The sequence below is a fragment of the Haladaptatus sp. W1 genome, from assembly GCF_001723155.1.
Taxonomy (GTDB): Archaea; Halobacteriota; Halobacteria; order Halobacteriales; family Haladaptataceae; genus Haladaptatus; species Haladaptatus paucihalophilus.
This window is the reverse complement of the sequence record NZ_MEIH01000317.1, coordinates 1-25969: the sequence shown is the minus strand read 5'-3', so window position 1 is coordinate 25969 and position 25969 is coordinate 1. Positions and strand designations below refer to the sequence as shown.

The window sequence follows — 25969 nt, the reverse complement described above, 5'->3', positions numbered from 1 at the left end:
GCTTCTCACAGCCACCCGATTCGTACCTGTCCCTCGTAGTACTCCCGCGCTCGGCGAATCTTCCGGAACAGGTACGTCGCCACGAGGCCGGAAAAGACGAGCACGTACGCCAGCAGCCACAGCAACACGTCGCCGCCGAAGATGGTGGCGAGCAGGTTCGTCACGAACCCGGCGGTCGAGTTGTAAAAGCCGTGGAGGAGCGCCGGAAGGGCGATTCCCTTGATGACTATCGGCCCGCGGTTCGTGGGAACTATCTTCGCCAAGCCGAGGTAGTAGCCCGAGATGGCCGCCCAGAGGACGTGGTTCGGGCCGACGATGGCCCGCGTCACGGCGACGCCCGAGACGGTGACGGCGGTGCCGCCGTGGGGTCCCACCGACCCGACGACGTAGGTCAGGTTCTCGATGGTCGCAAAGCCCAGTCCGGCCATCGCGCCGTAGACGGCCCCATCGACGGCCGTCTGGAAGTGCGGCGTGCGGTAGGCGTGAAACCGGACCGCGAGCCACTTCACCGTCTCCTCGACCGGACCGACGACGAAGAAGAAAAACGGTACGATGGCGAGCGCCTCCACGCCGACTTCGGACAACAGCCCGATTCCGATGGTGTTGATAATCGCCGCGAACGCGGCGAACACCACGCCGAGGAGGAAGGTGACGACGAGCGTCGGAATCGGTTCCCGTTCGGTCGGATCGACGCGCCAGATGTACACCGCGAGGAGCAACGCGGGGACGATAGAGAGGAACGAGAACAGGCCGAGAAGCGGACGACGCGAGAGCGTCGTCGCGACCAAGCCGAGTTCGATGACGACGAACGTCAGGGCGATCGCGAGCGTGACGATGCGAGTCGCTTCCGAGAGGAGGTGATACAAGCGAAGCGAGAGTTTGTCCATCCACGTTCGCGGCTCCCACGACTCGATGTCGTACGGGTCCTCTCCTCCCATCATCGTCTGCTCTTGTCCCTCGGTCCGGTCGTCCAGTCCCATCCGTTCTCCCCCATACTCGTCTTCGATACGGCCGCGAGCCTCAAAGGGTTTCCTCGCTCACGGGGCGAATCAGTCGCCCGTCTCTCGAAGCGTGGCCCGCGTCACGTCCTCGAACGAGGTGTGACCCGACAGCGCCAGCGTCAGGTCGAGGTCCGCGAGGAAGTTTCGAAGCACCCCTCGAACACCCTCCCGTCCCGCGATTGCGAGGCCGTAGATGTACGGTCGCCCGAGCAGAACGGCGTCGGCTCCGAGCGCGACCGCGCGGAACGCGTCGGCCCCGCGACGGACGCCGCTGTCGAAGAGGACCGGCACGTCGTCGCCGACGGCATCCACGACGTCGGGCAGGGCATCGAGCGCGCCGATAGCGCCGTCCACCTGCCGTCCACCGTGATTCGAGACGACGAGTCCGTCCACGCCGCGTTCGACCGCTTCGCGCGCGTCGTCGGGGTGGAGGATTCCCTTCAGCAGTATCGGCAGGTCGGTGTGTTCCCGGAGGAAATCGAGGTCGTCCCACGACAGAGACGGGTCGCCGAAGGTCTCGGTGAACCGCCAGAGTGCGGAACTCATGTCCTCCTCGGGCGGCGCGTCGAGCGCGTCGCGGAACGCGGGGTCGGAGAGGTAGTTCGCCACGCCCTCGCCGTCGAGGAACGGGAGGTAGGCATGGTCCACGTCGCGTTCGCGCCAGCCCATCATCGGCGTGTCGAGCGTGACGACGATGGCCTCGTAGCCCGCGTCCTCGGCCCGCGAGACGAAACTCGCGGTCACGTCGCGGTCGGCGCTCCAGTAAAGCTGAAACCACCCGAGCGTGTCGCCCAACGCCTCGGCCACGTCCTCCATCGTCTCGGACGACGCCGAACTCAACACGAGGGGCACGTCGAGGTCCGCGGCGGCCCGTGCGGTGGCGAGTTCACCCTCCTCGTGGATGATGGACTGGACGCCGACGGGCGCGAGCATGACCGGGACGGGAAGCGTTTGGCCCAGAATTTCGACCGAGAGGTCGCGCTCCGACACGTCGCGGAGCATCCGCGGAACGATTCGCCAGCGGTCGAACGCACGGCGGTTCTCGCCCTTCGTGCTCTCGGACCCGGCCGACCCGGCGACGTAGGCGTGGGCTTCCGGCGGAAGATGCTCGCGTGCGAGGTCGGCGAGTTCGTCGGGTGAGGTCGGTAGGTCCGGCGTCTGGTCGGCGAGCATGCCGCCCGCGTACACCTCTCGCTGGCGGTTCGGTCCGAACGGTTTCGAGGGGTCGTTCATGGACGAACTGTCAGGTCGAGACGGATTATAGCTTGTTCCGCACCCACCACGCGCCGACGCCGACGACGAACGCGATTCCGACGTTCGTGAGGAGGCCGAGCAGGCCCACGCCGACCGCGAACCACCGGTTCTCGGTGTCGAGTCCCGACCGACCGAGCGAAAACGCGACGACGACGAGGACGACGCCCAAGACGGAAAGCGGGAAGGCGGCGACGACCGACGCCGCGAAAATCGCGGCCAGCGCGTACATGATTCCGAGGACGAGGTTGGCACCGGCGTTCCGCGCGCCGAAGGCGTACTTCCCGGCGACGCCGCCGCTCCCGTGGCACATCGGCATCGCGCCGAAGGGCACCGCGAGGAGGTTCATGACGCCCATGCTCGTCGCCAGTTCGTCCGGGGCTACGTCGGCGTCGAACAGGTCGGCGAGGAGGAGCGAGGTGGCGACCGCGGCGTTCCCGACCGTCATCGCCAGTTGCCCCAGCGTCGCCGAGAGGGTGGTTTCGGTCAGCACGGGTGAGAATCCGAGCGCGAGTTGGGGAAGCCGGGGTGACGGCACGCCGACGCTCAGTTCCGCGAGCACCACGCCGAACGCGAGGACGACCAGCGCGCTCGCCCGACGGTAGCCCAGCGCGACGACGACGCCCGTGATGAGGACGGCGACGAGCGCGACCGTCGGGTTTCCGGCCCCGAGTTCGACCCCAGTTCGGGCGAGCATGAGCGCCACCGCGACCTGGATGCCCCGGACCACCGGTTCGCCGACGTACGGCGTGATGCGAGAGAGCGTCCCCGTCCGGCCGACCGCGAGGAGGGCGACCCCCGCGACTGCCCCGGCGGTCACGAACTCGCCGGTGGTGAGCGACCCCGCGATGACGAGCGCGGCGAGCGCCTTCATCGGTTCGACTGAAATCGGGAGGTCGTAGTGAACCCCCCAGACGATTTGGAAGACGGCGAAGCCGAGGAGGAGGGTCGGAAGGTGCAGGTCGGTGAGCGCGGCCACGGCGACCACGATGGGAAGGACGGTTATCGAATCGCCGACCGCACCGGTCACGTCGGAAACTGTCAGTTCGAACCGCGTGTCGTTTCCAAGCGCGACCTCGGTCATCGGATGGGAATACGAAATGAAGCGGTAAATGGTTACTCAGAAACCGAATACGGCTATTTTCGGAAGATTTTGAAACCGAATGTGGTTACATCGTGCGGAGGAAGGAGAGATAGAGTGGTGGAATAGAGAGAATGAGAGAATGGAGATAGAGTGGGAGAATACGGGGAAAGGCGAACTATTCCGTATTAAAAACGGCCCGCCAGCAGCACTGCTCGCGGGGGCTATCGCCCGAAATCGGAGCGTGCCGTCAGAACCGATTCGGCGTCAGGTGGACGTGGAACAGTTTTTCGCAGTCCCGTTCGCCGCAGACGGGACACGAATCGTCGGCCTCGTTCGCGTCGAACTCGGTCGCCGTCTCCGGCGTCGCCGCGGTGATGACCCGCGTTCCGGCGTGGCCCAACTCGTATCCAGAGTCGGTTTGCCGGACGAAGTACTCACAGAGCTTCGTCAGGTGGTAGTTGAACTTGCCAGTGTCGCGGACGCCGACCCGCTCGCGGAGTTCGGTGAAAGAGAGCGACCCCGAGGCGTCGGCGAGTTCTCGGAGGATGGACATGCGAATCTCGTTGCCGAGAACGGCGAGTTCGTCCATCGAGGAGTCCGTCCCGTAGGTCATGTCGAAATCGTTCGACGGCATCTCCCATCAATCCCTCGCAAAATGCTAGGGATTCTTACAGAACTGGCGTTCGCCGAATCCTCATTATCCGTGCGGCGCGATGGTTCGTATGGAAGATGTCAATTCGTCGTCCGAATCGGCGGGGTGGCGCGGACGGTTCGGTGCGTCGAAGGCGGGAACGTTGCTCGCGAACACGGGATTTCGCCGGTTGTATTTCGCTCGCATCGTCAACAGGGTCGGCGACAAACTGTACTCCATCGCGTCGATGTGGTTGGTGTATCAGCTAACTGGCTCGACGTTTTACACCGGACTCGCCGGATTTCTGTCCCGGCTTCCGGTGGTGTTCGGGTTTCTGTTCGGTCCCATCGTCGACCGCTCGCGCATCTCCCGACTCCTCGTTCTCGTCGCAGCGGCACAAGCCATCGTCGTCCTCTCGGTTCCCCTCGTCGCGTCCGTTCACACCCCCAGTGTCACTCTCGTCCTCGCCGTCGTCGGGGTGCTCGCACTGCTCGAACGAATCAACGCTCCGGCGGAAAAGGCCGCCCTCCCCCGACTCGTGGACGACGAACTCCTGCCGCGTGCGAACTCGCTCGATTCGGCGACGCACCAGACCATCGGTGCGGTAGCCCAAGCCCTGTCGGGGGCGCTCATCGCCCTTCTCGGTGCCGTCGCGCTGTTCGCATTGGACGCGGCGACGTTCGTCGTGGGTGCCTTCTTTTTCGCTCTCCTGAGTGTTCCCACGACCGAAAAGACCGGAACGTCACCGAGCGCCGCGGAGTACGTCGCCGACATCCGCGAGGGGTTCGACCTGATTCGGAACTCGGTCGTCGGACACATGGTCGTCGCGGCGAGTCTCGTGAGCGCGTTCACGGGCGCATCGACGGCGGTGCTCCCGGCGTTCGCCGATTCGCTCGGCGGGGCGGAGACGTACGGACTGCTCATCGCGGCCATGACCGTCGGTCTCCTCGTGGGGTCGCTCGTCGCGTCGCGGTTCGAGACGATTCCGTTCGGTCGCTTCGTCGTCGTCGGCTTTCTGGTTGCCGCGGTCGGCAAACTCGGCGTCGTCTCGGTCGATTGGCTTCCCGCGGCGCTCCTCTGCTACGGAATCGCCACCGTTCCTATCGGAATCTACAACGTCCTCGTCAGCGCGACGATTCAAACCGGCGTTCCCAACGACTTGCTCGCGCGGGTGAGTTCGACTATCGGGAGCCTCGTCGCCGCCATCGGCCCACTCGGATACCTCGTCGGTGGCTTCCTCGGAGATGCGTACGGAAGTGCGACGGTTATCGGGTTCTCCGCGGTGGGGTACTGTCTGCTCGTCGGCTACTGGCTGGTCGTGCCGTCACTTCGTGCGTTCCCGCCCGTCACGGACATCGAGTCCAATTCGTTCGGCGTGTGAGGACGGTCAGAACCGGAAAACAACTCCTGGAAACTGACGAATCGTGAACATCGACACTGATAGGTGTCCACACGAATCATTCGTAGGAAATGCCTGCAAAGCAAACGGTGCATCTCCCGGTCGCGGCGCAACCGAGCGTGGACACGCTCGTGGACCTGACACAGACGGCAGAGGAGTTGGGATACGACCACGCGTGGCTCCCCGAGACGTGGGGGCGCGACGCGGTGACGAGCCTGACCGCGATGGCGCTCGGAACCGACGAAATCGGTCTCGGGCCGTCCATCGTGAACGTCTACTCGCGGTCCCCCGCGCTCATCGGGCAGACCGCCGCAACGCTCCAAGAGGTGTCCGACGGGCGGTTTCGCGTCGGTATCGGCCCGAGCGGTCCGGCCGTCATCCAGGGCTGGCACGGCGAGGCGTTCGACCGCCCGCTCCGGCGCACCCGCGAAACCATCGACATCGTTCGAACGGTGCTCTCCGGCGAGACGGTGAACTACGACGGCGACTGCTTCACGCTGGGCGGCTTCCGACTGCGGTGTGACCCGCCGGAGACGCCGCCGCCGATAGACGCGGCCGGGATGGGACCGAAGTCGGTGGAGCTCGCGGGGCGGTTCGCCGACGGCTGGCACGCGACGCTGTTCACCCCCGACGGCATGGAAGACCGCCTCGACGACCTGCGTAGGGGCGTGGACCTCGGCGACCGCGACGAGGACGACGTGGAAGTGACGCTGTCTCTGACCTGCTGTGCACTGGACGACGGCGAGCGTGCCCGAACCCTCGCCCGTCAGCACGCCGCCTTCTACATCGGCGGCATGGGCACGTACTACCGCGATTCGCTGGCCCGACAGGGCTACGAGGACGTCGCCTACGACATCTCGACGGCGTGGGGCAACGGCGACAAGGAGCGGGCGACCGAACTGGTGAACGACGACCTGTTGGACCACCTCTCTGCCGCTGGCACGCCCGAACGCGCCCGCGAGGAGTTCGAGAAGTTTGCCGACATCGACGGCCTCGATGCGGTCGCGGTCGGGTTCCCCCGCGGTGCGACGGTCGAGGAGGCGCGCGAGACGATGCGCGCGCTGGCTCCGTGACCCCCCAACTAGTTAGGAAATAGCAGTTTTTCCGTGGGATACTCAGTGGAAACCGGGACGTATTCCCGGCGTCCCACACGTGCCTCAGAGAGACTGCAACCACAGAACGGTGGCCCGCGACGGGCCATCTCTCTATTGCCACGCCCGGTTTCTTCGTACCCGAACCGTCCCCGGAGCGACGACATCGTACCCGCGACGCGATTGTCCCGAAAGGAGCAAGCGCGTGTGCGACATAATAACATAGTATGCCCACCGTCAGCTATCGCGGTCGGGAGATGAAGTGTGAGGAGGGGTCGGTGCTTCGAAACGTGTTGCTCGCCGCCGACGAGACGCCGCACAACGGGTCGGCGCACTATCTGAACTGCCGAGGAAACGCGGTCTGTGGAACGTGCGCCGTCGAGGTGGAAGGAGACGTGAGCGAACCGAAATCGAGCGAGCGAAACCGGCTCTCGAAACCGCCCCACGACCCGGAGTCGGGGCTTCGACTCGCCTGTCAAACGCGGGTGCTCGGCGACGTAACGGTTCGAAAACACGGCGGCTTCTGGGGACAGAAGGTGGAGCGATGACCGCCGAAATCGACGCGCTCGTCGCGGACGTCTCGGAGTGGGACGGCGTGGGAGTCGGCGAACACCGGTTCGGCGGGACGGAGTTCACGCTCGGCCCGCGGGAGATCGGCCACGTTCACGAGTGGGGTATCCTCGACATCGCGTTTCCGCGACGGGTGCGCGACGAACTCGTCGCGGCGGGGCGAACGGAACCCCACCACATCTATCCCGAATCGGGGTGGACGACCTTCCACGTCGGGGACTCGGACGACGTTGCCGACGCGCGCTGGCTCTTGCGACTGTCCTATCTCTCCCACGCGACGGCGATGGCGAACACCGCGGCCGGGGAGGACGCCCTGTCGGACCTCGACGTGGACGCGGAACTCGACGCCCTCGACCCGAGCGACGAACTGCGGGCGCTCCTCTAGCTGGTCGCCCACTCGGTCGCCGCTTCCACGGCCTCGGCCCGCGAATCGGATTCGGCGATGGCGTGCCACTCGTTCTCGGGCACGTCGTAGGCGTAGACGGCGTATCCCTCGTCGCGGTAGGTCAGGTTCTCCACGTACAGTTCCCGCGCGCCGTCGTCGCTGCGCCAGATTCGAATCTGCTTGCCGCCCTCCAAATCCTCCCGCCGCCGCCACCCTTCGAGGGGCACTACGCGGACCCCCAGTCCGTGATGCCGAGCACGCGGTCGCAGTCGGGACACGTCCAGACCTTCGGCGTGCTCGCCGCGGCCCCGCGTTCGAGACGCTGTGCCCAGTCGGTGATGTCTTCCTCGCAGTAGGGACAAGTCGCCATGCGATTCGACACGACGGCGTTCGACTTGTACGTTCGGGCGAGCCGGTGGGTCAATATTTTTAACACATTGTTTGGTGTCGGGAAACCAACTCGATACCCGCGAGTCCGCCGACCCGACCCCGACAAAACAGAGAAAACAGCTCCCGATTACCTCACCCGGTTATCCGCGGTAGTAGACGTTCCCGGAGACGACGACGGTCTCCGAAGAGGTCGCGCCGGGGAGCGAGCGCGACGGACGGCGCGCGGCGACGACGCCGCGCTTGAGCGCCGCCCACTTCAGCAGGACGAACCCGGCGACGATGACGAGGAATCCCGTAACCGTGGCGTCGGTGATGGGTTCGCCGAGCAGGAGCGCCCCGAACAGCGTGGCGACCACGGGAACGACGTAGTTCACGAGGTTGGCCTCGTTCGCGCCGATGCCCTCCAACAGGTCGAAGTAGATGAAATACCCGACGATGCTGACGACCACCGCGAGATACGCCAGCGAGACGAGGGCGGGTTGGGTGAACGAAACGCTCGGCCAACCGCGGAGCGCGGCGCTCGTCGAGTGCAGGACCAGCGCGCCGACGGCCATCATCCACGCCTGCTGGGAGAGGGCCGGGAGCGTCGTCCGGAGTCGCTGGGTCAGCACGGACGCCAGCGCGAAGACGGTCGCGGCGACGAACAGGAGGCCGACGCCGACGGTCGAACCGCCGAGCGAAGTCGGGTCGGCCACGACGACGACGCCGACGAGCGCGAGCAGGACGCCCGCGACTTCGAGCGCGTCGAACCGCTCGTTCGGCAACAATGCGAGCGCGAACAGCGGCGTGACGACGGGCTTGAGGCTGAGGACGACGGCACCGACGCCGCTGGTGACGTACCGCTGCCCGGTGAAGACGAGCGCGAGGTAGAGGCCGAACATGAAGACGCCGCCGATGCCGACGAGCGTCCAGTCGGTTCGCGTCACCGGCCGCCACTGGAAGTTGTCGCGTCGGCGTCCTAAGACGGCGACGGCGACCAACAGCAGCGCACCGGCGATGTCGTATCTGAGCGCCGCGAACAGCACGGGCGGAAGCGTTCGCAAGCCGGTTTCGATGGCGACGAACGACGAACCCCAGATGACCGCGAGCAGGGCGAACAACACCGCATTTCGATATCGTGATGGAATCATGAGAGCTTCTCGAACACCTTCGTTCAGTTGGTGACGGCCGTAGTAGGCCCTCACACTTGAAAATTCTCGAAGAGACGATACCATGGCACACGGTTTCATCGTCCTTTCTCGAAAAATAGTTACATACATCCAGAACTCCTTTGGTGGCTCGCATCCAGTCACCGCCATGGCAGACTCACGGACGGGAGCCGAGTTGTTCACCGACGTCCTCGAATCCTACGGCGTTCGGTACGTCTTCGGCAACCCCGGAACGACCGAACTCCCCGTCATGGAGGCGTTGGGCGGGAGCGAACTGGAGTACGTCCTCGCGCCGCACGAGGACATCGCGGTCGGAATGGCGGCCGGGTACGCGAGCACGAAGAACTACCGCGCCGACGAGGACGGCAGTCCGGTCGGCGTCGTCAACCTCCACGTCGCGCCGGGCGTGGCCCACGGCCTCGGGAACCTCTACGGCGCGTCGGTGACCGGCGCACCGCTCGTCGTCACGGCCGGGGCACACAGCCTCGACTTCCGCCACGAGGAACCCATCCTGTCGGGCGACGTGCTCGCCATGACGGAGCAGTTCACGAAGTGGAGCGCGGAAGTGACCGACGTGGAGTCCGTCCCGACGATGCTCCGGCGGGCGTTCCGCGTGGCCCAAACGCCGCCCACGGGTCCGGTCTTCCTCTCGCTCCCGCTGGACGTGATGATGGCCGAGACCGACGCCGATCCCGAACGGCTCGGCCGGATTCAGAACCCCGGCGCGGGCGACCCGACCGCCATCGCGCGGGCCGCCGAGTTGCTCGCGGAGGCGGACGACCCCGTGCTCGTCGTCGGCGACCACATCCCGCGACACAACGCGTACTCGGACGCCGACGCGCTGGACGCGGCGGTTCGACTTGCCGAGGCGACGGGAGCGCGCGTTCACGCCGAGATTCTGGCCTGCGAGGTTGACTTCCCCGGCGACCACGAGCAGTGGGTCTCCCACGTCCCGCCGGACGAGGACATCGCCGCGGCGACGATGAACAGCGATACCCTCGTCTTCGCTGGCTGTTCGACCAACACGACTCTCACGCGCCACGACCGCGCCCTCGTGCCCGAGGATGCGACGCTCATCGACCTGAACGACGAACCGTGGCAGGTCGGCAAGAACACGCCCGCCGACGTTGCCGTGACCGGCGACTTGGGTCTCGTGATGGACGAACTCGCCGAAGCGGTCGAGCTATCGGACGACGAACTCGCGGGACGGTTGGAACGCGTCCGGCAGTTCAAGGAGTTCGCCGGCCAGCAGATGGCGTCGATGGGCGAGGGGAGCGGGGACGACCCCGCGCGTCGAAAGCCGAACTCGTCGATACCCTCCGCGAAACGCTGTCGTCCCCCTACATCGTGGACGAAGGCATCACCTCGAAATACGTCATGCTCCTCCGGTGGCCCTTCGAACGCGAGTCTTACATCTCGAACAAGGGTGGCGGCCTCGGCTACGGTCTCCCCGCCGCGGTCGGTGCCGCGATGGCCGAAGCCGAGACGGACGACCCGCGGCAGGTCGTCGGGTTCGTCGGCGACGGGTCGTACCTCTACTACCCCCACACGCTCTACTCGGCGGCGCGGTACGACGTGGACCTGACCGTCGTCATCCCCGACAACCGCAACTATCGCATCCTGAAGGACAACACGCTGAAGCTATTTGGCGGCGAGGACGAGGACCACGAGTACGTCGGCATGGACTTCGAACCCCCCGTCGATATTCCGACGAACGCGGAGAGCCACGGCGCGTCCGGCTATCTCGTCGAGTCACCGGAGGACATCGCGGAGACGCTGGAGACGGCCCTCGCGGAGGACGGGCCGAGCGTCGTGGACGTGTTGGTTCACGACTGAGAAGGGGAATCGGCCGACTAAGGAGAATCGGAGGACTCGACGGAATCGACCGAATCAATTGGGTCGAAACACCCGAAGCGTGTCCCGGTCGAGCGGTTCGGAATCGACTTCGACGAACCCGCGCTCGGTGAAGATGCGGTTCCAGTTTCGGTAGTACAGCGGGAACTCGTCGCGGACGTAGTTCACGTCCGTTTCGTCCGGTTCCTCGTCCCCATTTTCATCTTCTGCTTCGTCTTCCTCTCCGTTTCCCCCCTCGTTTTCGACGGTGATGAGGAGGTCGTCGGTTATCCGGGACAGTTCGTCGAACACCCACTCGTCGTCGGGGTGGAGGTGTTGGAGGGTCTCGACGGAAAACACCGCGTCGAACCGACCGTCGTCGAACTCGGGGACGGTGTTCTCGATGGAATCGATGTGGAACGTTCCCTCCTCGGCGAGGGTCGGATACGTGTCCTCCATCACCGAGAGCGCTTCGTCGTTGATTTCGATGCCGTGAAGGTTCTTGTACCCCGCTTCGCGGAGGTGGGCGAGGTGCCGACCCGAACTACAGCCGAGTTCGAGAATCGACGCGTCCGGCGCGACGGCGGCGTCGAGGCGGGCGCGTATCAGTTCGCTCGTCTCGTTGGGGCCGTAGTAGGCGTAGTAGTCCGGCGAGTACTCTCCCGACCGTTCTGCCCACTGTTGGCGGACGCTGTTGGGGTCCATCCGTCTCCCTATGTGGTCCACCCGTAAAACCCCCCGACGTTCGGAAACGGCCCGACGTTTTTCCGGGTTCTTTTTGGCCAATTCGATGCCGATATTGTTTTATCACCTACTATCATTCTATGTGATATGGATTTGCGTGGGGAATGTCAGAACGGCACACGTACATCTGGAGCGACCCCCTCCTCGACGGAGCCGTCGGCACGCGGTACCCTGATAAGCTGGGAACTCGGTGAGCACCTCTCGAACTGTAACGACGTTCCGCGCGTGACGGAACGGACCGAATCGGGTCGGACGAAGACTATCTACGACCTCACCGAGGAGACCTACCTCGTGCAGACGCGAACCCCCGTCGGACGCGAGCGCTACCGGGAAGTGCCGAAACGCGACCTCGACGCCTGAGGCTCGGCGGTTCAGTTCTCGATTCGCCCGCCACCGACCGTCTCGGGGAACATCTTCCCCGGATTGAGCGTGTCGTTCGGGTCGAGCGCGCGCTTTAGCCGTCGCATCGCCTCGACGCTCTCCTCGCCGTGTTCCAGTTCGAGGTACTCCCGTTTTCCGCGTCCGATACCGTGTTCGCCGGTACAGGTGCCGCCCCACTCGATGGCGGTGTGGACGATTTCGGTCTGTGCCTCGCGCGCGCGTTCGATGTGGTCGTCGTCGGATTCGTCCACCAACACGGAGTAGTGGAGGTTGCCGTCCCCGGCGTGGCCGAAACAGGGAATCAACAGATCGAGTTCGTCGGCGAGTCGCCGCACGAGACGGACCATCTCGGGGTACTCGCTGATGGGAACCGTCACGTCGCCGAGGTGGAGCGGCGAGAGGTCGGGGTCGTACGCTTCGACCGCGAAGGCCATCTCCCGCCGAATTTGCCAGAGGTCGTCCATCTCCGCTTCGTCCCCGACCTCGAACCGGGACACGTCGTGGGCTTCGAACACCGAGCGACAGAACGCGATTTCGTCCTCGATGCCGTGGTTCGCGTGGAATTCGAGGAACACCATCGGAACGTCGGGCAGCGACGACCCCGTGTACGCGTTCGCCATCGTCGCGCTCGTCTCGTCCACGAGTTCTATCTTCGCCACGTCCACGCCGGAGCGCACCGCGTCGGAAATCGCGTCCACGGCATCCGAAAAGGAGTCGAAGATAGCGCGGCCGCCGCGAATCTGTTCGGGTCGTCCCGCGAGTTCGAGCGTCGCACGGGTGACGACCGCGAGCGTCCCCTCGCTCCCGACGAGCAGGTCCTTGAGGTTGTACCCGCTCGACGTTTTGACCGCCTTGCTCCCCGCCGTGATAACCGACCCGTCGGCGAGGACGGCTTCCAGTTCGAGCACCCAGTCGTGAATCTCGCCGTACTTCACCGTCTGCATCCCGCTCGCGTCGTTGGCTATCATCCCGCCGACCGTCGAGATGTCGCCGGAGGAGGGGAGCGGTGGGAAGAACAGGCCGTGTTTGGCGACCGCTTCGTCCACGGCCGTCCCCATGATTCCCGGTTCGACGTCCACCTGAAAGTCGTCCGGCCGCACGTCGAGCACCGCGTCCATCCGCGTCATGTCGAGGCTGATGCCGCCGCGGGTCGGTGCCGCGTTGCCCTCCAGTCCCGTTCCGGCGGCGTAGGGCGTCACCGGAACGCCTCGCTCGTCCGCCGCCGCGAGCACCGCCGACACCTCCGCCGTGGATTCCGGCCAGACGACGGCATCCGGTCGTACCTCCTCCGTCTCCCGCGTTCCCCAATCGCCCGCGTGTCCGGCGCGGTGTGAGTCGCCGAAGGAGTATCGGTCGTCGTCTACCGGCAGGTCGCGGAGAAACGAACAGTCGTGCGTCATGCGGTAGCACTCGACGGCCTATGAAATAAACCTGTTCGACCGTCGGTGAAGAAACGGGGCCGCTCAGCCGTCCAGTTCCTCGACGACCGTCGCCGGATTCCCACCGACGACCGTGTTCTCCGGAACGTCGTCGGTCACTACGGCACCGGCGGCGACGACGGCCCCGTCGCCGACCGTCACGCCGGGGGTGATGACCGCCCTGCCGCCGACCCAAACGTCGTCGCCCATCGCCACCGGTTTTCCGTACTCCGGGCCTTGGACCCGCGTTTCGGCGTCGAGCGGATGCGTCGCCGTGTACACGTGGACGCCCGGACCGAGCCAGCAGTTTCGTCCCATCTCGACGGGGCACACGTCCAGAATCACGCAGTCGAAGTTCGCGTAGAAGCCGCTCCCGACATGGATGTTGTACCCGTAATCGCACCGAAACGGTGGTTCGACGTGCGACTGCTCCCCCGTCGAACCGAACAATTCCTGTACCAGCGGTTCTCGCGTCTCGGTTTCCGTCTCGTCCGTCGCGTTGAACCGTCGCGTGAGTTCCCGCGCCCGCCGTCGCTCGTCCGCGAGTTCCGGGTCGGCAGGGTCGTACAACTCGCCCGCCAGCATCTTCTCCTTCTCGGAAACCATCGTCCGAGTCGCTTTCTCGCCGACGCACAAAAATCATCCTTCGGTTCCAGTCGTCGCCCGACCCCGATTATCGGTCGAATCCCGATACGTCGGCGTCGATGGCTTTCCGCCGACCGTCCAGTACGGAGAACCGCTCGTCCCGACGCCGTTCCAACCAGTGCAGGAGGCGTTCCGCCCAGTCGAGTTTCCGCCGCTTCATCGAATCGACGCTCGGGTCGTCGAAGTCCCATCCGGGGAAGACCAGTTCGCCCGCCCCGAAGTGGTCTGCGAGGAACGCCGCCCGGTCGCCGTCCGTGAACCCGCCGAAGTTCTCGACCGCCTCCCGCGGTTTCGCTTGCGTCGTCGCCAATACGTTGTCCGCGTCGAACGTGGCGACGTAGGTTCGAATCGCGGGGATGTTGTCCCCGTGTGCGTGTGCCGCGACCGGAACCCCCCGTTTGCTCAATTCGCGGGCCGTCTCGGGGTTCTTGTCGAGGTCCGTCACCATGCAATCCACGTCGATTCCGGCGTCGAGGAGGACGTCGGTCGCCGTCGATGCGGCGAACACGACGTCCGCCGCCCGAGCCACGTCGAGTTCGTCCGCGAGCGACGGAGCGGCACCGGCGACGGCGACGGTGCTCCCCGAAACGGAATCGAACCGAGCGTGGTCGAACGGGAGCGCGAAGTCGGCGAGCACGTCGCGGGCGTGCTCGTCCCGGTCGCGGGAAAACCCGAAATCGGAGAGGATGGCGCGATAGGTCGGTTCCCACTCGGCGAACTTCACGAGGTACCTCCGAACCGACGCCATCGCGTCATTGGCGTTCCCGACCGAACGCGTGGCCGATGACGGCGGCGTCGCGCGTCTCCGCCACGTCGTGCGTTCGGATGACGTCCGCGCCGCGTTCGACCGCCAGCGCCGTCGCGGCGAGGCTAGCCGGAAGGCGCTCTTCCGTGTCCCGTCCCACCACGTCGCCGATGAAGTTCTTTCGATTGATGGAGACGAGGATGGGACGGCCCAGTTCTCGGAACTCGCCGAGTCGGTGGAACGTCTCCCGGTCGTCGGCGAGCGTCTTCGCTTCACTCCACCCGCCGAACGCCGGGTCGAGGATGGTCTTGTCCGTCAGCGGTTCGGACGCCAGCGCGTCGTAGATGTCGTCCACGCGTTCGATGGCACCCGGACGGGTCAAATCCGGCGGGCTAGCCATCTTCACGACCGCGGCGTCGTGTCGCTCACAGACCGTCGCCATCTCCGGGTCCGCGAAGCCACAGATGTCGTTTACCATGTCGAACCCGCCCGACAGCGCCTCGTCAGCGACCTCGGCGTAGCGGGTTTCGATGGAGAAGACGGGATTCCCTTCGACGAGTTCGATGGTTTCGAGGGCGATACCAAGTCGGTCGAGTTCCTCCTCGGCGGACAGCACGTCGAAGCGTTTGTTCGCCGACTCCAGACCGACGTCCACGATGTCCGCGCCTTCTCCGACGAGTTCTTCGTCCACGTACTCCGCGGCGTCAGCCGGGTCGTCGTACACGCTCGGGTCGTACGGCGACTCCTCGCTGACGTTCAACACACCCATAATTCGCGGCGGATGTTCCGGCCCGATGCCAAGTCCCGCGGCGACAACGTTCTGCATACCAGAAATAGGGGGAACGAAGGGATAAAAATCGGCCCTTTCAGTGCAGGTCCGCGGCGGTGATATCCTCGCTCCAGTACAGTTCCCCTTCGTATTCGATCGGCATCGACTGCTCGCACACCCCCGCCTCGAACTCGTCCGCCGTCATCTCGAACGTGGTGTGCGATTTGGGCGCTAAATACAGTTTGGCGTCGTCGTCCCAGATCGACCCGCTCATCGACCCGGCGCTGTAGCGCGGTATCCTGTACGGTTTCAGCCGAACGGTGTAGATTCCGTCACGGATGTCCTCGATGTGGACCATCGAAGTGGTGCCCGAAAACGGAAGACAGAGACACATTCCGCCGTCGCCGATAGTCACGTACCGGTCACCTAGCAGCGTCTGTGACTGTGCGATGGAGAGCGCGGTTCGAAACGAGAGCGCCGACCCGAGTCCGCGAGCGAGCAAGCAGCCCATTTTGGTGGCCGGTTCGTTGGGCACTTCGGAGAGCGTGGCAACGCCCGCACGACTGCCTTTCTCCACCAGCGTGGCCCCCTGTTCGTAGGAGCGACAGGCGTTGAGCAGGAACGATTCGACGTTCACGGTGTCGAGCGTTCTCGTGTCGAGCACGCCGTCGACACACTCGATTCCGTCGTGGTTGACGTGACCGATGTAGTGAAGGAAGTCAACCTCCGTGGCGAACAGGGACCGAAGTTCGTCCGTCGTCACGTCGTACGCGATATCGACCTCGTGGCATGTCGAATCCCCGAACTAATAGCGCTCTCGTACTGTTCCCTCGGCTTTCATCATCGGGTCGTTACAGACGATTTGGACGTGAATCGTCGAGCAATTCGACGTCTCGGAATCGACGCGACGACGGTAGGATTCGACCGTCGCTTTGTTACTCCCCATCGGAACGCCGTCGCCGACCCAGACGTGTTCTATCGTCTCCACCGGTTCCGGGCTCACGGGCCGCGTTTCGAGCGGCTCACTCGTTTCCGCCCGGGGGCTTCGACAAAAGTCGGTTATCTCCGTCGGTTGCGTCTCGACGCGGCTCGCTGTCGTCGGCGTTGGACATCGAATCAGCGGGAGCTCGTCGGCGACGAACGGAAGCACGTCGGCGTTTTCCGCCGACGGAACGATGTCCATGGTCAGATGCCACGGCGGTAGAACGGACTCGATGGCGTCGAACGGCACGGACAGATACGCGTCCAACTGTTCCGCGAGCGATTTCGCATACAGGTCGGCGAAGTCGAACTCGACGAGGGGTTCGACCTGCTGGCGCTCGTAGACCGGGACGTTGTAGAACCCCTCCTCCCGGATGACACAATCGAAGAAGAAGACGTGCTGAAACACGCGGGAAACCTCGGCTTCGAACCCGTCGAAGCCCCCACCGCTCGCTAACGAATACTCGCCCACCGGGGTTTCGAGCCTCGGGGTGTCGCCGGGAACCACCTCGGCACCCAGATAGTGCGCGAGCGACGTGGCGGCGTAGACGTACCGTCGTTCCGGCGGGAGCACCAGTCGAACCTCCGAGTCGGGACGGGTGATGTGCGAGGGGACGGAAAACTCCTCCCCGCGTTCGATGAACGGCGGGTGACCGCGCAAACTGGGAAACGACCGCTCGGGCGAGAGCGTCTTCAGTGCGGACCCGAACAGCGAAACGGCCCGCATCACGTCCTCGATATCGTCCGTGACGGTTATGGTTCCCGCCGGTGACTCGTTGAGCGACCGACAGCCGATGGAAATCGTCCGTTCGGCGTCTAGTTCCACGCACATCGAGCCGTCCCGCTCTCGGATGGTGAGGTCACAACCGACGCGGATGTAGATTTTCACCGCGGTGGACGGCAGTTCGAGGTATTCGACGGGTTCCGAGGACTGCCACCCGTCGCCGGACGGGAAAACCTGCTCGGCGACTCCTTCCGGGGAGTTCCAGACGTTGAAATCGATACGCTCGGGAATTTCGAGTTCGCTCGTTCGGAATTCGACGGCGGAGTCCAACGGAACGACGAAATCTTCCGTCTCACCCGGGCGGAGCGAAACCGGGGATGGGGTCAGAAAGACGAAGCTCCCCTTGTCGATGGGGTCCCAAATTCTGACCCCCGGCGCGTCGGGGTTGGATTCGAACGTCGGTACGCCGAGCGGCTCTTCGGTGTCCCACTCGAAACTCATAGTCGAACCCAGTTGGTCGTCTGGCCGTATTCCGGGATGTGCCAGCGTTGTTCCGGAACCAGCCCGTTCGTCTGTCGGAGTTCGACGCGCGCGTCGAACAGCGGCGTGAGTTCCTGCACCACCGGATTCGAATCGGGTACCGGAAGATGGTAGTGTGCCATCCCGGAGACCCCCCGGACGAGGGCCGTGACGGTTCTGAGGAACTGCTCGACCGTCTCCTGCTTACACTGTTCGAGCGGTTTGATGAGCGAGTCGAACGAAAGCCGTAACTCGGACGTGGACAGCCCGTCGGCCCATTCGTCGAAGAAGCTGACGGCGGTAACGATATCGCCCCGGAGTTCCCGTAGTGACTCCTCGGAAGAGACCATAACGCCCGGTTGCGACGGTGCCGCCATCGACCGCGAAGCCGCGCGCTCGTCATCGCCCCAATCGATGACCCAGACGTCCGGGTCGTCGGCGTTCGTCCCGCCGGGGAGCTTCGAGTTCGCGTACCGGGCCACGGTGTCGGTGAGGACGAGGATGCGTTTCCGTTCCTCGGTGGACGCTCCCAACAGTTGCATCGTCGTCCTGTTCGTCGTCGTCTCAGAGACTCGACCGGTGACGAGGATGTTACAGCCCCGCCGTTTGAGATCGGAGAGAACGTCGTGGAACTTCGGCGAATCATCCCCACCACGGAACGAAATCTCTGCAGAACGCATTGTTTGATACGAGGTTCGGGTGAAAGATGATAAACATTCGGATGGGTAGTGGAGCGGTCAATCGGCCATCTCGGCCCTTCACCTCCGTCACGTCTCGAATTGCTCCCGTTTGCTCGACGACCAGTTCGAGACCGGTGTCGATGCGTTCGCACGCCCCGCAGACATGCTCTTTTTGTCCTTCCGGTCGCTACGGGAACGTGATGGGTAAAGTGAGCATCGGACTTCGCGGGTGGCGATTCGACGAGGAGGAGGTGTTCACCGAGAACGGTGAATACCGACCGATGGACGACATGGACGAGGACACGCGGACGCGGCTCTTTCGGCTGTCGGCGCTCGTGGGGTCCCCGTGCCACGCCTGCTGGTTAATACACGGCGACGAGAACATCACGATGTGTAACGAGATGGAAGTCGTCTACGGCGAACCGCTGGCGGAGGTCGGCGTCTGCTCGGACCACGAGACCGACTTCCTCTACTGGTACTTCGAGGAGGGCGGCGACCGGTTCCGCGGCGAGGAGGAACTGCAGGACGAGTTCCTCGAATGGTTCGCCGACGGCGGGCGCGCGCCGGACGGGTACGAAGGGATGGAACACGTGGATACCGACCCGGACGACCTGCCGGAACCGCCGGAGGCCGACCAGAGCGAACTGAACGTAGACCTCCCCGATGAGGAACAGGAGCGAATCGACTTGCGGGACGTGGACATGTCCCGAGAGTATCCGAAATGAAACCCGCGGTCGCCATCGTCGAACCGAAGACGCCCGGCAACATCGGGACCATCGCACGCGCGATGAAAAATTTCGGAATGGACGACCTGAAACTCGTGAATCCGCCGGAGTTCGGCCGCGACAGCGAGGCCTACGGCTTCGCTGGACAGGCCCGCGAGGACGTACTGCCGAACTACGACGAGGTGACGTTCGACGAGTTGGTCGAGAACTACCACACCGTCGGGATGACGGCGACGACGAACGAGGACGCGAGCCACCACGTTCGGTTCCCGTTCGAGACGCCGCGCGAACTCGCCGAAAGTTTGCGGGACGTGAAGACCGATACCGTCCTCATCTTCGGCCGGGAGGCGAACGGCCTGACGAACGAGGAACTCTCGCGCATCGACGAGGTGTGTTCGATTCCCGCCAGCGCGTCGTACCCCGCGCTGAACCTCGGACAGGCGGCGACCGTCACCCTCTACGAACTCCGAACGCTGACGGTCGAGGAAACCCAACTTCCGGACGTCTCGCGGGAGCGTGCGGACGAAGCGGAAATAGAGGGGTTTTACGGAGCGTTCGCCGACCTGCTCGAAACCGTCGGCCAGCCGACCGAAAAACACGAGAAGAACATGCGGATGATTCGGCGCATTTTCGGCCGCGCGCATCCCACCGGCAGGGAAATCGCGACGTTGCGAGGAATCGTTCGACGGGCGAACGAGCGGGCGTCGGCGTCGAATACGCACCGAGCGACCCGCAACGATAAGTAACTTCTTTATATTCTGTCGATAAAGTAGGGTGTAGCGATGCTTCCCGCCCTCCAATTTCATTCCCTCCCGCTCGGGACGCAGTTTACCCTCCTCGTCGCTGTACCGAGCGTTCTCGTGATGTTCGTCGGCAAGCAAGTGTTCTTGCCGGAGGAACGACTCACGACCCTCCTCCGAGACTTCCTCAAGACCGACTGGAAATACCTCGGCGTCGCGTGGGTCGTCACCCAGGCCGTCAACAGCGTCGCGCTCCACTTCCACGTGGGACGGACCTTCACCGGGTTCGTCTACGCCATCGAAGGCGCGACCGTCGCCACGTTCCAAACCGTGGCCTCGCAACCGCTCACACTCGCGTTTACCGCCGTGTACCTCGTGGGCTTCCCGTTCGCCGTGCTCTTCACGTACTTCAAACTGAAGGCCCACGACGAGGAGGAGGCACACCGCTACGCGCTGGCGTACGTCATCCTCGTCACGCTGGCGGTTCCGTTCTTCGTCCTCTTCCCGGTGAAGGTGTCGTCGCTGTATCTGACCTCGGTACAACCGCTGATGTACCAACTCAGCCCCGCCATCCAGTACGGCATCTTCTCGACGGATACGCTGGTGAAGGCATTCCCCAGCCTCCACACCGGTCTGTCGGTACTCGCGGCCCTCTATGCTCGAAAAGCCGATACAGCGTACGCCTATACGATGGCCTTCCTCTCGACGGCTATCGTCGTGTCCACGCTCTATCTGGGCGTCCACTGGTTGACCGACGCGGCCTTCGCCCTCGTCCTCGTCGCCTGTGCGTACACGCTTTCGCGCCAGTTCAGCGAACCGCGCTGGTCGGTCGTCTCGCGCGAGGCACTCGCGGCAGTTCGCCGCACGACCAACCGATAGCGTCGCGCCGCGCGACGGGCCGCTACCCCTTTTAGGCTGTCACTCATCCATCCAGCCGTGCGGTTGATACAACTCCTCGTCGAGGACGAGCGATTCGACGCCAAACGCGCTGAATAGAAACGAGAGCGACTACGCCTCGAAGACGACCGGTGCGCCGTCCCGAACGTCGAACGCCGCGCGTTCACCGCGCGAGACCGGCGATTCGCGGCCCTGCATCACGACGCGAACGTCCGACAGGGATTCCGAGTCGGGTTCGACGATGTAGTTCGTCTGGTCGCCTTGGAAGTAGCGCTCGACGATTCGTCCCTTGACGGGTCCGTTACCGTCCGTGAGGACGAACTCCTCGGGTCGAATCGAGACGGTGACGGGGCCGTCGCGGACGCTTTCCTCGGCGACGAACGAGAAGTCCCGGTCGATATCGACCGTCGTCGCGCCGTTTTGGGTTCGCGCCTCCCCGTCGAAGAGGTTGGTGTCGCCGATGAAGTCGGCGACGAAGGGGCTGGCGGGGTTGCGATAGATGTCCTCGGGCTTGCCGACCTGTTCGATGGTGCCGTCGTTCATCACGGCCATCCGGTCGGAGAGCGTCATGGCGACCTCCTGGTCGTGGGTGACGTAGAAAAAGGAGCCTTGCGTCTTCTCGTGAATCTTCCTGAGTTCGACCTGCATCTGCTTGCGGAGTTTCCGGTCGAGGCTCGACAGCGGTTCGTCGAACAGGAGGACGCTGGGTTCGTTGACGAGGGCACGGGCGAGGGCGACCCGCTGTTGCTGGCCGCCGGACAACTCGTCGGGACGGCGGTCCTCGTAGCCGCCCAGATTCACGAGTTCGAGGTAGTCGCTCACTTTCCGTTCCCGCGTCGTCGAATCGATGCCCGCCTTCTTCAGGCCGTAGGCCACGTTCTCCCCGACGCTCATGTGGGGGAACAGCGAGAGGTGCTGGAAGACGAGGTTGGTGTCCCGAGCGTTGGGGGGACGCCGGTCATGTCCTCGCCGTTGAGCGAGACGCGTCCTTGCGTCGGCGTCTCGAAGCCGCTAATCATGCGGAGCGTGGTCGTCTTACCGCACCCGGACGGACCGACGAGCGAGAAGAACTCCCCACGCCGGATGGTGAAATCGATGCTCTCGACCGCCGTCACCTCGTCGTACTCCTTTCTGACCGCCTGCAGATCGATGAGGACATCGTTATCATCTACCATGTGCTACCCACTCTCAGCACTTGCTATAAACTTACTGGGGAAACTTAGGTAATTACTGCAGTAGTATTAATTATTAATTGCCGAGTAACGGTTATGTGCCGAAGAATTAATATCATGCGAATCCGTGATTTCCTCATGAGTATGGATGACAAAGACATGGGTGGCGAAAACATGACGAATAGTAGCACGGGGAGCGGTCGTCGAACGTTCCTGAAAGCCGCGGGAACGGCGGGTGCGGTCGGAATGACCGGTCTCTCGGGATGTCTCTTCAGCGGCGGTGGCGGAAGCGGTGGCGGTAACACCATCAACATCCTCACGTGGGAGGAGTACGCGGACCTGAAAAAGGAAATAGAGGATCGCTTGGACGTGACCGTCAAATTCACCAAATCCACGTCCTCTTCGAACATGTTCACCGGGTGGAAGTCCGGGAAGGACGAACAGTTCGACATCGCGGTTCCGAACAACAACTACGTCCCGAAGATGATGGACGCGGGACTCGTGGAACCGGTACCCGACGACATCGTGAAAAACAAGTCCGACATCTACGACACGTTCAAGGGATTCAGTGAGAACCAGTTCACGAAGGACGGCGAGCAGTACGGCGTCCCCATCCGATTCGGCTGGTACGGCTACTCCTACGACTCGCGCAAGATTCCCGAGGACCACGAACAGAGCTACGACGTGCTGTTCAGTGACGAGTACAAGGGAACCGACCTGAACGGGAAGGTCGTCATGTACGACAACCACTTCAAGGCGATGAGCGCGACGGCGCTGTACCTCGGCTACAAGAAGGCCTTCGAAGGCGACAAAGTGACCCTTTCGGAAAAGCAGATACAGAAGGTCAAAAAGACGCTCATCGAGCAGAAGCCGAAGCTACAGGGGTACATCGCGGCCGACCCGACGTACATCAAATCGTTCAAGCAGGGCAACTTCCTCGTCGGGCAGTCCGGCCGCAACGAAATCGTCGAGATGTGGTCGAACGGCACCGAGTGGCCGAAGATGGCGACGCCGAAGGAGGGGTCGCTCGCGTGGTTCGAGTCCGCCGTCGTCTCGAAGAAGTCCGAGAACAAGGACCTCGCGTGGAAGGTGATAAACGAGTTCATCGCGCCGAAACTCGGTGCCGACCTCGCCAAGGCGGGCTACTCGCCGAGCTGTAACCCGAAGACGCAGGAACACCTCTCGAAGGAACAGAACGACATGTTCGGGTCCATCAAGCCGTCACGCTTGGAGGACTTCATCCCGTTCAAGGCCGTCGAGAACGAGGACGCGTGGCAGAACGCGTGGGACGAAGTGAAAACGGCATAACCACCCACAATGTCTTCCGATACTTCAGGGTCCAAACGCCAAGCAGTCATCAGTGCCTTCGCCTCGCAGAAGCGAACGCTCGGCTTCACGCTCAGTCCCAGCCTCCTCTGGCTGTTACTCCTGTTGATGGCGCCGCTGACGTTCATGGTGGTCATCAGCTTCATGAGCATCAACGACGCCTACGAAATCGTCTGGCAGCCGACGATGGCCAACTACTCGGGGCTGTTCACGGGGAGCGGTCCGTTCTGGGAGACGCCGTTTTTCCACTCGCTCATGCTCTCGTACGCGATTGCGGGCATCACCACAATCCTCTGTCTGGTGATGGCATTCCCGCTCGCGTACTTCCTCGCCCGTCGCGGCGGCCGAACGTTCAAGGTAATCATCTTCCTCGTGCTGTTGCCGTTCTTCACGATGTACCTCGTGCGTGCGTACTCGTGGTACCTCATGTTCGGCCCGAGCGGCGTCATCAACCGAACGCTGCTGAAAATCGGCATCGTGAACGGTCCCATCGGACTGTTCAATTACGGCATCCCGGCCATCGTGGTCGGCCTGGTGCACGCCTACTTCCCGTACATGCTCCTCTCGCTGTACGCGAGCATGGAGGGGCTGGACTTCTCGCTCGTCGAGGCGGCGCGCGATTTGGGGGCGTCCCGGACGGGAACGCTTCGTGACGTCATTCTGCCGCTGACTCTACCGGGAATCATCAGCGGAAGCCTGTTCGTGTTCGTCCCCGCGCTCGGCGCGTTCATCACGCCGCGGTTCCTCGGACAGGGGAAGGTGTTGATGGTCGGGCAACTCATCGAGGGACGAATCACGGGACAGTACGCCATCGACTACGGAAGCGCGGCGTCGATGTTCATCGTCGTCTCCATCGTGGTCGCCTTCGCGCTCGCGTTCCGCTACGTCACCATCGAAGAGTTGGGAGGTGTCTGAGATGGCTACCGAAACCGGAACCACGACGGAGCGAGCCGACGAGTCGAGCGAATCGCCGACGTTCGGACACGAGCGGAGACAGCGACTGCTCCGCCGCGGCCTGTACGTCATCGTGGGACTGCTGTTGGTGTTCCTGTGGATACCGCTGGTCGCCATGATGTTCCTCTCGTTCGCCGTCAACTCCAGCACGTTTTTCCCGTTCCAAGGGTTCACGTTCGCCCACTACACGGCGACGTTCGCCGACGGGTCGCTGATGACCGCGCTGTTGAACAGCGTCCAAGTGGCGACGTTCTCGGCGCTGATAGCGACGGTCCTCGGCGTGCTGGCGAGCTTCGCCCTCGTCCGCTACGATTTCCCGCTCAAGGAGCTGTACCGGACGTTCGGCATCCTCCCGATGGTCATCCCGGGCGTCGTGTTGGGCATCGCGCTCATCATCTACTTCCAGACTGTTCTCGGGATGACCATGGGACCCATCACGCTCATCCTCACCCACAGCATCTACGGCTTCCCGTTCGTCCTGCTGATGGTGACGGCCCGCCTCTATACCTTCGACAGGTCGTTGGAGGACGCGGCCCGCGATTTGGGGGCCGACCCGCTCACGACGTTTTGGGACGTGACGCTCCCCATCGTCGCCCCCGCCATCGGTGCCGGGTTCCTCTTTGCGTGGATTCGATCGTTCGAGGACTTCATCCGGGCGCACTTCGTCGGTGGCACGATGAACGTCATCACCGTGTCGATGTACTCGATGATAAAGTACGGAACCGCGCCGAAGATGAACGCCATCTCGACGTTCATCGTCTTCGTCATCGCCGTCGCGCTGGCGGTGGCGATGAACGTCGGCAACGTCACCGGCTACGTGGCCGGGACGGGCGGCGGAGAAGAAGAGTAGCGACCCGATTTCTCTTCAGGCGTGCTTTTGGATTTCCTCGCGCAGAAGCTGACTCACGAGGTCGCCGTCCGCCTTCCCGCGAAGGCTTCCCATGCACTCGCCCATCAGCCCGGAGAAGGCACCCATTCCCTCCTCTTCGACCTGTTCTTCGTTGCGCTCGACGACTTCGACCACCGCTTCGCGGACCTCCTCGTCGCCCACGCCGGAGAGCCCCGCCTCTTCGACGGCCTCTTCGGCGGAGAGGTCGGGGTTTTCTGCCAGCAGCGTCATCACGTCGTTGACGCCCTCCTTCGCCAACTCGCCGTCGGTGACGAGCGCGATGACGCCGAGGAAGTGCTCGTCGTCGAGGTTTTCGACCGGCACGTCGTCGCGCCGGAGTTCCGTCACCGTGCTCTCGACCAGTCCGGCGACGAACGTCGGGTCGGCACCGGTTTCGACCGCCCGCTCGAACAGCGCCATCCGGCGGCCGTAGGCGACCTGTTCCGCGAGTCCCGCGCCGAGCGAGAACTCGGACTGGTAGCGTTCGACCTTCTCGGTCAGCAGTTCGGGCGTCTCGACCTCCGTCGGGTCCAAATCGACCGGCGGAACGTCGGTTTCGGGGTACATCCGCGCCGCACCGGGGAGCGGACGGAGGTAGCCCGAGGTGCCGTCCTCGTTCGCGCCGCGGGTCTCCTCGGGGACCTCTTCGATGGCGACTGCCGCGCGCTCCGCGGCGGCCTCGATGGCCCCGTCAGCGACCTCGGGGCTGGCGGCGACGATGGCGACTGCATCCTCCTCGTCCGCGTCCACCGCGTCTCGGAGCGCATCGACTTCCTCCTCCGTGACGCCGTAGGCTGGCAGTTCGTCGGTGTGGAAGATACCGCCAGCACCGTGGCGCTTGGCGTGGTCCGAGAGTTCCGTCCCGAGGCGTCGGTCG

The 25969-nt window shown here is 63.9% G+C and carries 26 protein-coding genes and 3 pseudogenes; 12 read left to right on the top strand and 17 right to left on the bottom strand.

Going from position 1 to position 25969, the window contains the following annotated elements:
- Window positions 1-5: 5 nt before the first annotated feature.
- The 4 genes from BG842_RS16870 to BG842_RS16855 all read right to left on the bottom strand — a co-directional run bounded on the left by BG842_RS16870 (window position 6) and on the right by BG842_RS16855 (window position 3970).
- The gene (locus BG842_RS16870; protein ID WP_069451672.1) at window positions 6-980 is read right to left on the bottom strand and encodes a PrsW family intramembrane metalloprotease; all 975 of its coding nucleotides are present in this window, start codon (window positions 978-980) and stop codon (window positions 6-8) included.
- A 69-nt stretch (window positions 981-1049) separates the two neighbouring features.
- A complete protein-coding gene (locus tag BG842_RS16865; RefSeq protein WP_069451671.1) occupies window positions 1050-2234 on the bottom strand; it encodes an alpha-hydroxy-acid oxidizing protein in 1185 nt (394 codons plus the stop codon).
- A gap of 25 nt (window positions 2235-2259) precedes the next feature.
- Window positions 2260-3336, bottom strand: coding sequence for a putative sulfate/molybdate transporter (locus BG842_RS16860; RefSeq protein WP_069451670.1), 1077 nt, complete (start codon window positions 3334-3336; stop codon window positions 2260-2262).
- Between the two features lie 247 nt (window positions 3337-3583).
- Window positions 3584-3970 carry a winged helix-turn-helix domain-containing protein gene (locus BG842_RS16855; RefSeq protein WP_069451669.1) on the bottom strand — a complete coding sequence of 129 codons (387 nt, stop codon included), beginning with the start codon at window positions 3968-3970 and terminating at the stop codon, window positions 3584-3586.
- Between the two features lie 88 nt (window positions 3971-4058).
- On the opposite strand from BG842_RS16855, the gene BG842_RS16850 reads away from it, so the two are divergent.
- The 4 genes from BG842_RS16850 (at window position 4059) to BG842_RS16835 (ending at window position 7412) form a co-directional block, all read left to right on the top strand.
- Window positions 4059-5348: an MFS transporter gene (locus tag BG842_RS16850; protein ID WP_069451668.1), complete on the top strand. Its 1290-nt coding sequence runs from the start codon at window positions 4059-4061 to the stop codon at window positions 5346-5348.
- An 89-nt stretch (window positions 5349-5437) separates the two neighbouring features.
- Window positions 5438-6439 (top strand): TIGR04024 family LLM class F420-dependent oxidoreductase, encoded by a 1002-nt coding sequence (locus tag BG842_RS16845; RefSeq protein ID WP_069451667.1) that lies wholly within the window; start codon window positions 5438-5440, stop codon window positions 6437-6439.
- A 245-nt stretch (window positions 6440-6684) separates the two neighbouring features.
- The gene (locus tag BG842_RS16840; protein ID WP_069451666.1) at window positions 6685-7005 is read left to right on the top strand and encodes a 2Fe-2S iron-sulfur cluster-binding protein; all 321 of its coding nucleotides are present in this window, start codon (window positions 6685-6687) and stop codon (window positions 7003-7005) included.
- A complete protein-coding gene (locus BG842_RS16835) occupies window positions 7002-7412 on the top strand; it encodes a luciferase family protein (RefSeq protein ID WP_069451665.1) in 411 nt (136 codons plus the stop codon). The genes BG842_RS16840 and BG842_RS16835 overlap by 4 nt, the downstream gene beginning before the upstream one ends.
- Here BG842_RS16835 and BG842_RS16830 read toward each other — a convergent pair.
- From BG842_RS16830 to BG842_RS16820, 3 genes are all read right to left on the bottom strand, one after another.
- A complete protein-coding gene (locus BG842_RS16830; protein WP_069451664.1) occupies window positions 7409-7639 on the bottom strand; it encodes a hypothetical protein in 231 nt (76 codons plus the stop codon). The genes BG842_RS16835 and BG842_RS16830 overlap by 4 nt on opposite strands.
- Entirely contained in the window at window positions 7639-7782 is a 144-nt protein-coding gene (locus BG842_RS16825; RefSeq protein ID WP_232423682.1) for a hypothetical protein, read from the bottom strand. Before BG842_RS16825 ends, BG842_RS16830 begins: the two co-directional genes overlap by 1 nt.
- A 160-nt stretch (window positions 7783-7942) precedes the next feature.
- The gene (locus BG842_RS16820; protein WP_254663263.1) at window positions 7943-8932 is read right to left on the bottom strand and encodes a DMT family transporter; all 990 of its coding nucleotides are present in this window, start codon (window positions 8930-8932) and stop codon (window positions 7943-7945) included.
- 166 nt (window positions 8933-9098) lie between these two features.
- Between BG842_RS16820 and BG842_RS33200 the strand changes: the two are divergent.
- Window positions 9099-10786: pseudogene (locus tag BG842_RS33200) on the top strand (thiamine pyrophosphate-binding protein).
- Window positions 10787-10840: 54 nt separating this feature from the next.
- Here the strand turns inward: BG842_RS33200 and BG842_RS16810 are convergent.
- Window positions 10841-11488 carry a class I SAM-dependent methyltransferase gene (locus BG842_RS16810; RefSeq protein WP_069451662.1) on the bottom strand — a complete coding sequence of 216 codons (648 nt, stop codon included), beginning with the start codon at window positions 11486-11488 and terminating at the stop codon, window positions 10841-10843.
- A gap of 126 nt (window positions 11489-11614) precedes the next feature.
- On the opposite strand from BG842_RS16810, the gene BG842_RS16805 reads away from it, so the two are divergent.
- Window positions 11615-11887: a hypothetical protein gene (locus tag BG842_RS16805; protein WP_069451661.1), complete on the top strand. Its 273-nt coding sequence runs from the start codon at window positions 11615-11617 to the stop codon at window positions 11885-11887.
- A gap of 11 nt (window positions 11888-11898) precedes the next feature.
- Here BG842_RS16805 and BG842_RS16800 read toward each other — a convergent pair whose 3' ends face one another.
- From BG842_RS16800 to BG842_RS16775, 7 genes and pseudogenes are all read right to left on the bottom strand, one after another.
- Window positions 11899-13308, bottom strand: a complete 1410-nt coding sequence (locus BG842_RS16800) for an FAD-binding oxidoreductase (RefSeq protein ID WP_069451660.1) — start codon at window positions 13306-13308, stop codon at window positions 11899-11901.
- 63 nt (window positions 13309-13371) lie between these two features.
- Entirely contained in the window at window positions 13372-13932 is a 561-nt protein-coding gene (locus tag BG842_RS16795; RefSeq protein WP_069451685.1) for a maltose acetyltransferase domain-containing protein, read from the bottom strand.
- 67 nt (window positions 13933-13999) lie between these two features.
- Window positions 14000-14719 carry a 6-hydroxymethylpterin diphosphokinase MptE-like protein gene (locus BG842_RS16790; RefSeq protein WP_069451659.1) on the bottom strand — a complete coding sequence of 240 codons (720 nt, stop codon included), beginning with the start codon at window positions 14717-14719 and terminating at the stop codon, window positions 14000-14002.
- Between the two features lie 10 nt (window positions 14720-14729).
- Window positions 14730-15542 (bottom strand): annotated as a pseudogene (gene folP, locus BG842_RS16785) (dihydropteroate synthase); the annotation flags it as partial.
- Window positions 15543-15582: 40 nt separating this feature from the next.
- A complete protein-coding gene (locus BG842_RS31875) occupies window positions 15583-16248 on the bottom strand; it encodes a hypothetical protein (protein ID WP_254663262.1) in 666 nt (221 codons plus the stop codon).
- 42 nt (window positions 16249-16290) lie between these two features.
- Window positions 16291-17691, bottom strand: coding sequence for a hypothetical protein (locus tag BG842_RS16780; protein ID WP_254663261.1), 1401 nt, complete (start codon window positions 17689-17691; stop codon window positions 16291-16293).
- A complete protein-coding gene (locus BG842_RS16775) occupies window positions 17688-18389 on the bottom strand; it encodes a hypothetical protein (protein WP_069451657.1) in 702 nt (233 codons plus the stop codon). The genes BG842_RS16780 and BG842_RS16775 overlap by 4 nt, the downstream gene beginning before the upstream one ends.
- Window positions 18390-18589: 200 nt before the next feature.
- Between BG842_RS16775 and BG842_RS16770 the strand changes: the two genes are divergently transcribed.
- The 3 genes from BG842_RS16770 to BG842_RS16760 are packed head-to-tail and all read left to right on the top strand — an operon-like array spanning window position 18590 to window position 20733.
- Window positions 18590-19114, top strand: a complete 525-nt coding sequence (locus BG842_RS16770) for a hypothetical protein (RefSeq protein WP_069451656.1) — start codon at window positions 18590-18592, stop codon at window positions 19112-19114.
- Window positions 19111-19860, top strand: coding sequence for an RNA methyltransferase (locus BG842_RS16765; protein ID WP_069451655.1), 750 nt, complete (start codon window positions 19111-19113; stop codon window positions 19858-19860). The genes BG842_RS16770 and BG842_RS16765 overlap by 4 nt, the downstream gene beginning before the upstream one ends.
- Window positions 19861-19896: 36 nt before the next feature.
- Window positions 19897-20733 carry a phosphatase PAP2 family protein gene (locus BG842_RS16760; RefSeq protein ID WP_069451654.1) on the top strand — a complete coding sequence of 279 codons (837 nt, stop codon included), beginning with the start codon at window positions 19897-19899 and terminating at the stop codon, window positions 20731-20733.
- Between the two features lie 129 nt (window positions 20734-20862).
- Here BG842_RS16760 and BG842_RS33195 read toward each other — a convergent pair.
- Window positions 20863-21926: pseudogene (locus tag BG842_RS33195) on the bottom strand (ABC transporter ATP-binding protein).
- A gap of 171 nt (window positions 21927-22097) precedes the next feature.
- Between BG842_RS33195 and BG842_RS16750 the strand changes: the two are divergent.
- Genes BG842_RS16750 through BG842_RS16740 form a run of 3 tightly spaced genes read left to right on the top strand, consistent with a single transcriptional unit; the run spans window position 22098 to window position 25053 of the window.
- A complete protein-coding gene (locus tag BG842_RS16750) occupies window positions 22098-23231 on the top strand; it encodes a PotD/PotF family extracellular solute-binding protein (protein ID WP_254663258.1) in 1134 nt (377 codons plus the stop codon).
- Between the two features lie 9 nt (window positions 23232-23240).
- Entirely contained in the window at window positions 23241-24164 is a 924-nt protein-coding gene (locus BG842_RS16745) for an ABC transporter permease (protein WP_069451653.1), read from the top strand.
- A gap of 1 nt (window position 24165) precedes the next feature.
- Complete coding sequence (locus BG842_RS16740) at window positions 24166-25053, top strand: ABC transporter permease (protein WP_069451652.1); 888 nt, start codon at window positions 24166-24168, stop codon at window positions 25051-25053.
- Window positions 25054-25068: 15 nt separating this feature from the next.
- Here BG842_RS16740 and BG842_RS16735 read toward each other — a convergent pair.
- On the bottom strand, window positions 25069-25969 hold a 901-nt coding region (locus BG842_RS16735), incomplete at its 5' end, for a GAD domain-containing protein (protein ID WP_342764813.1).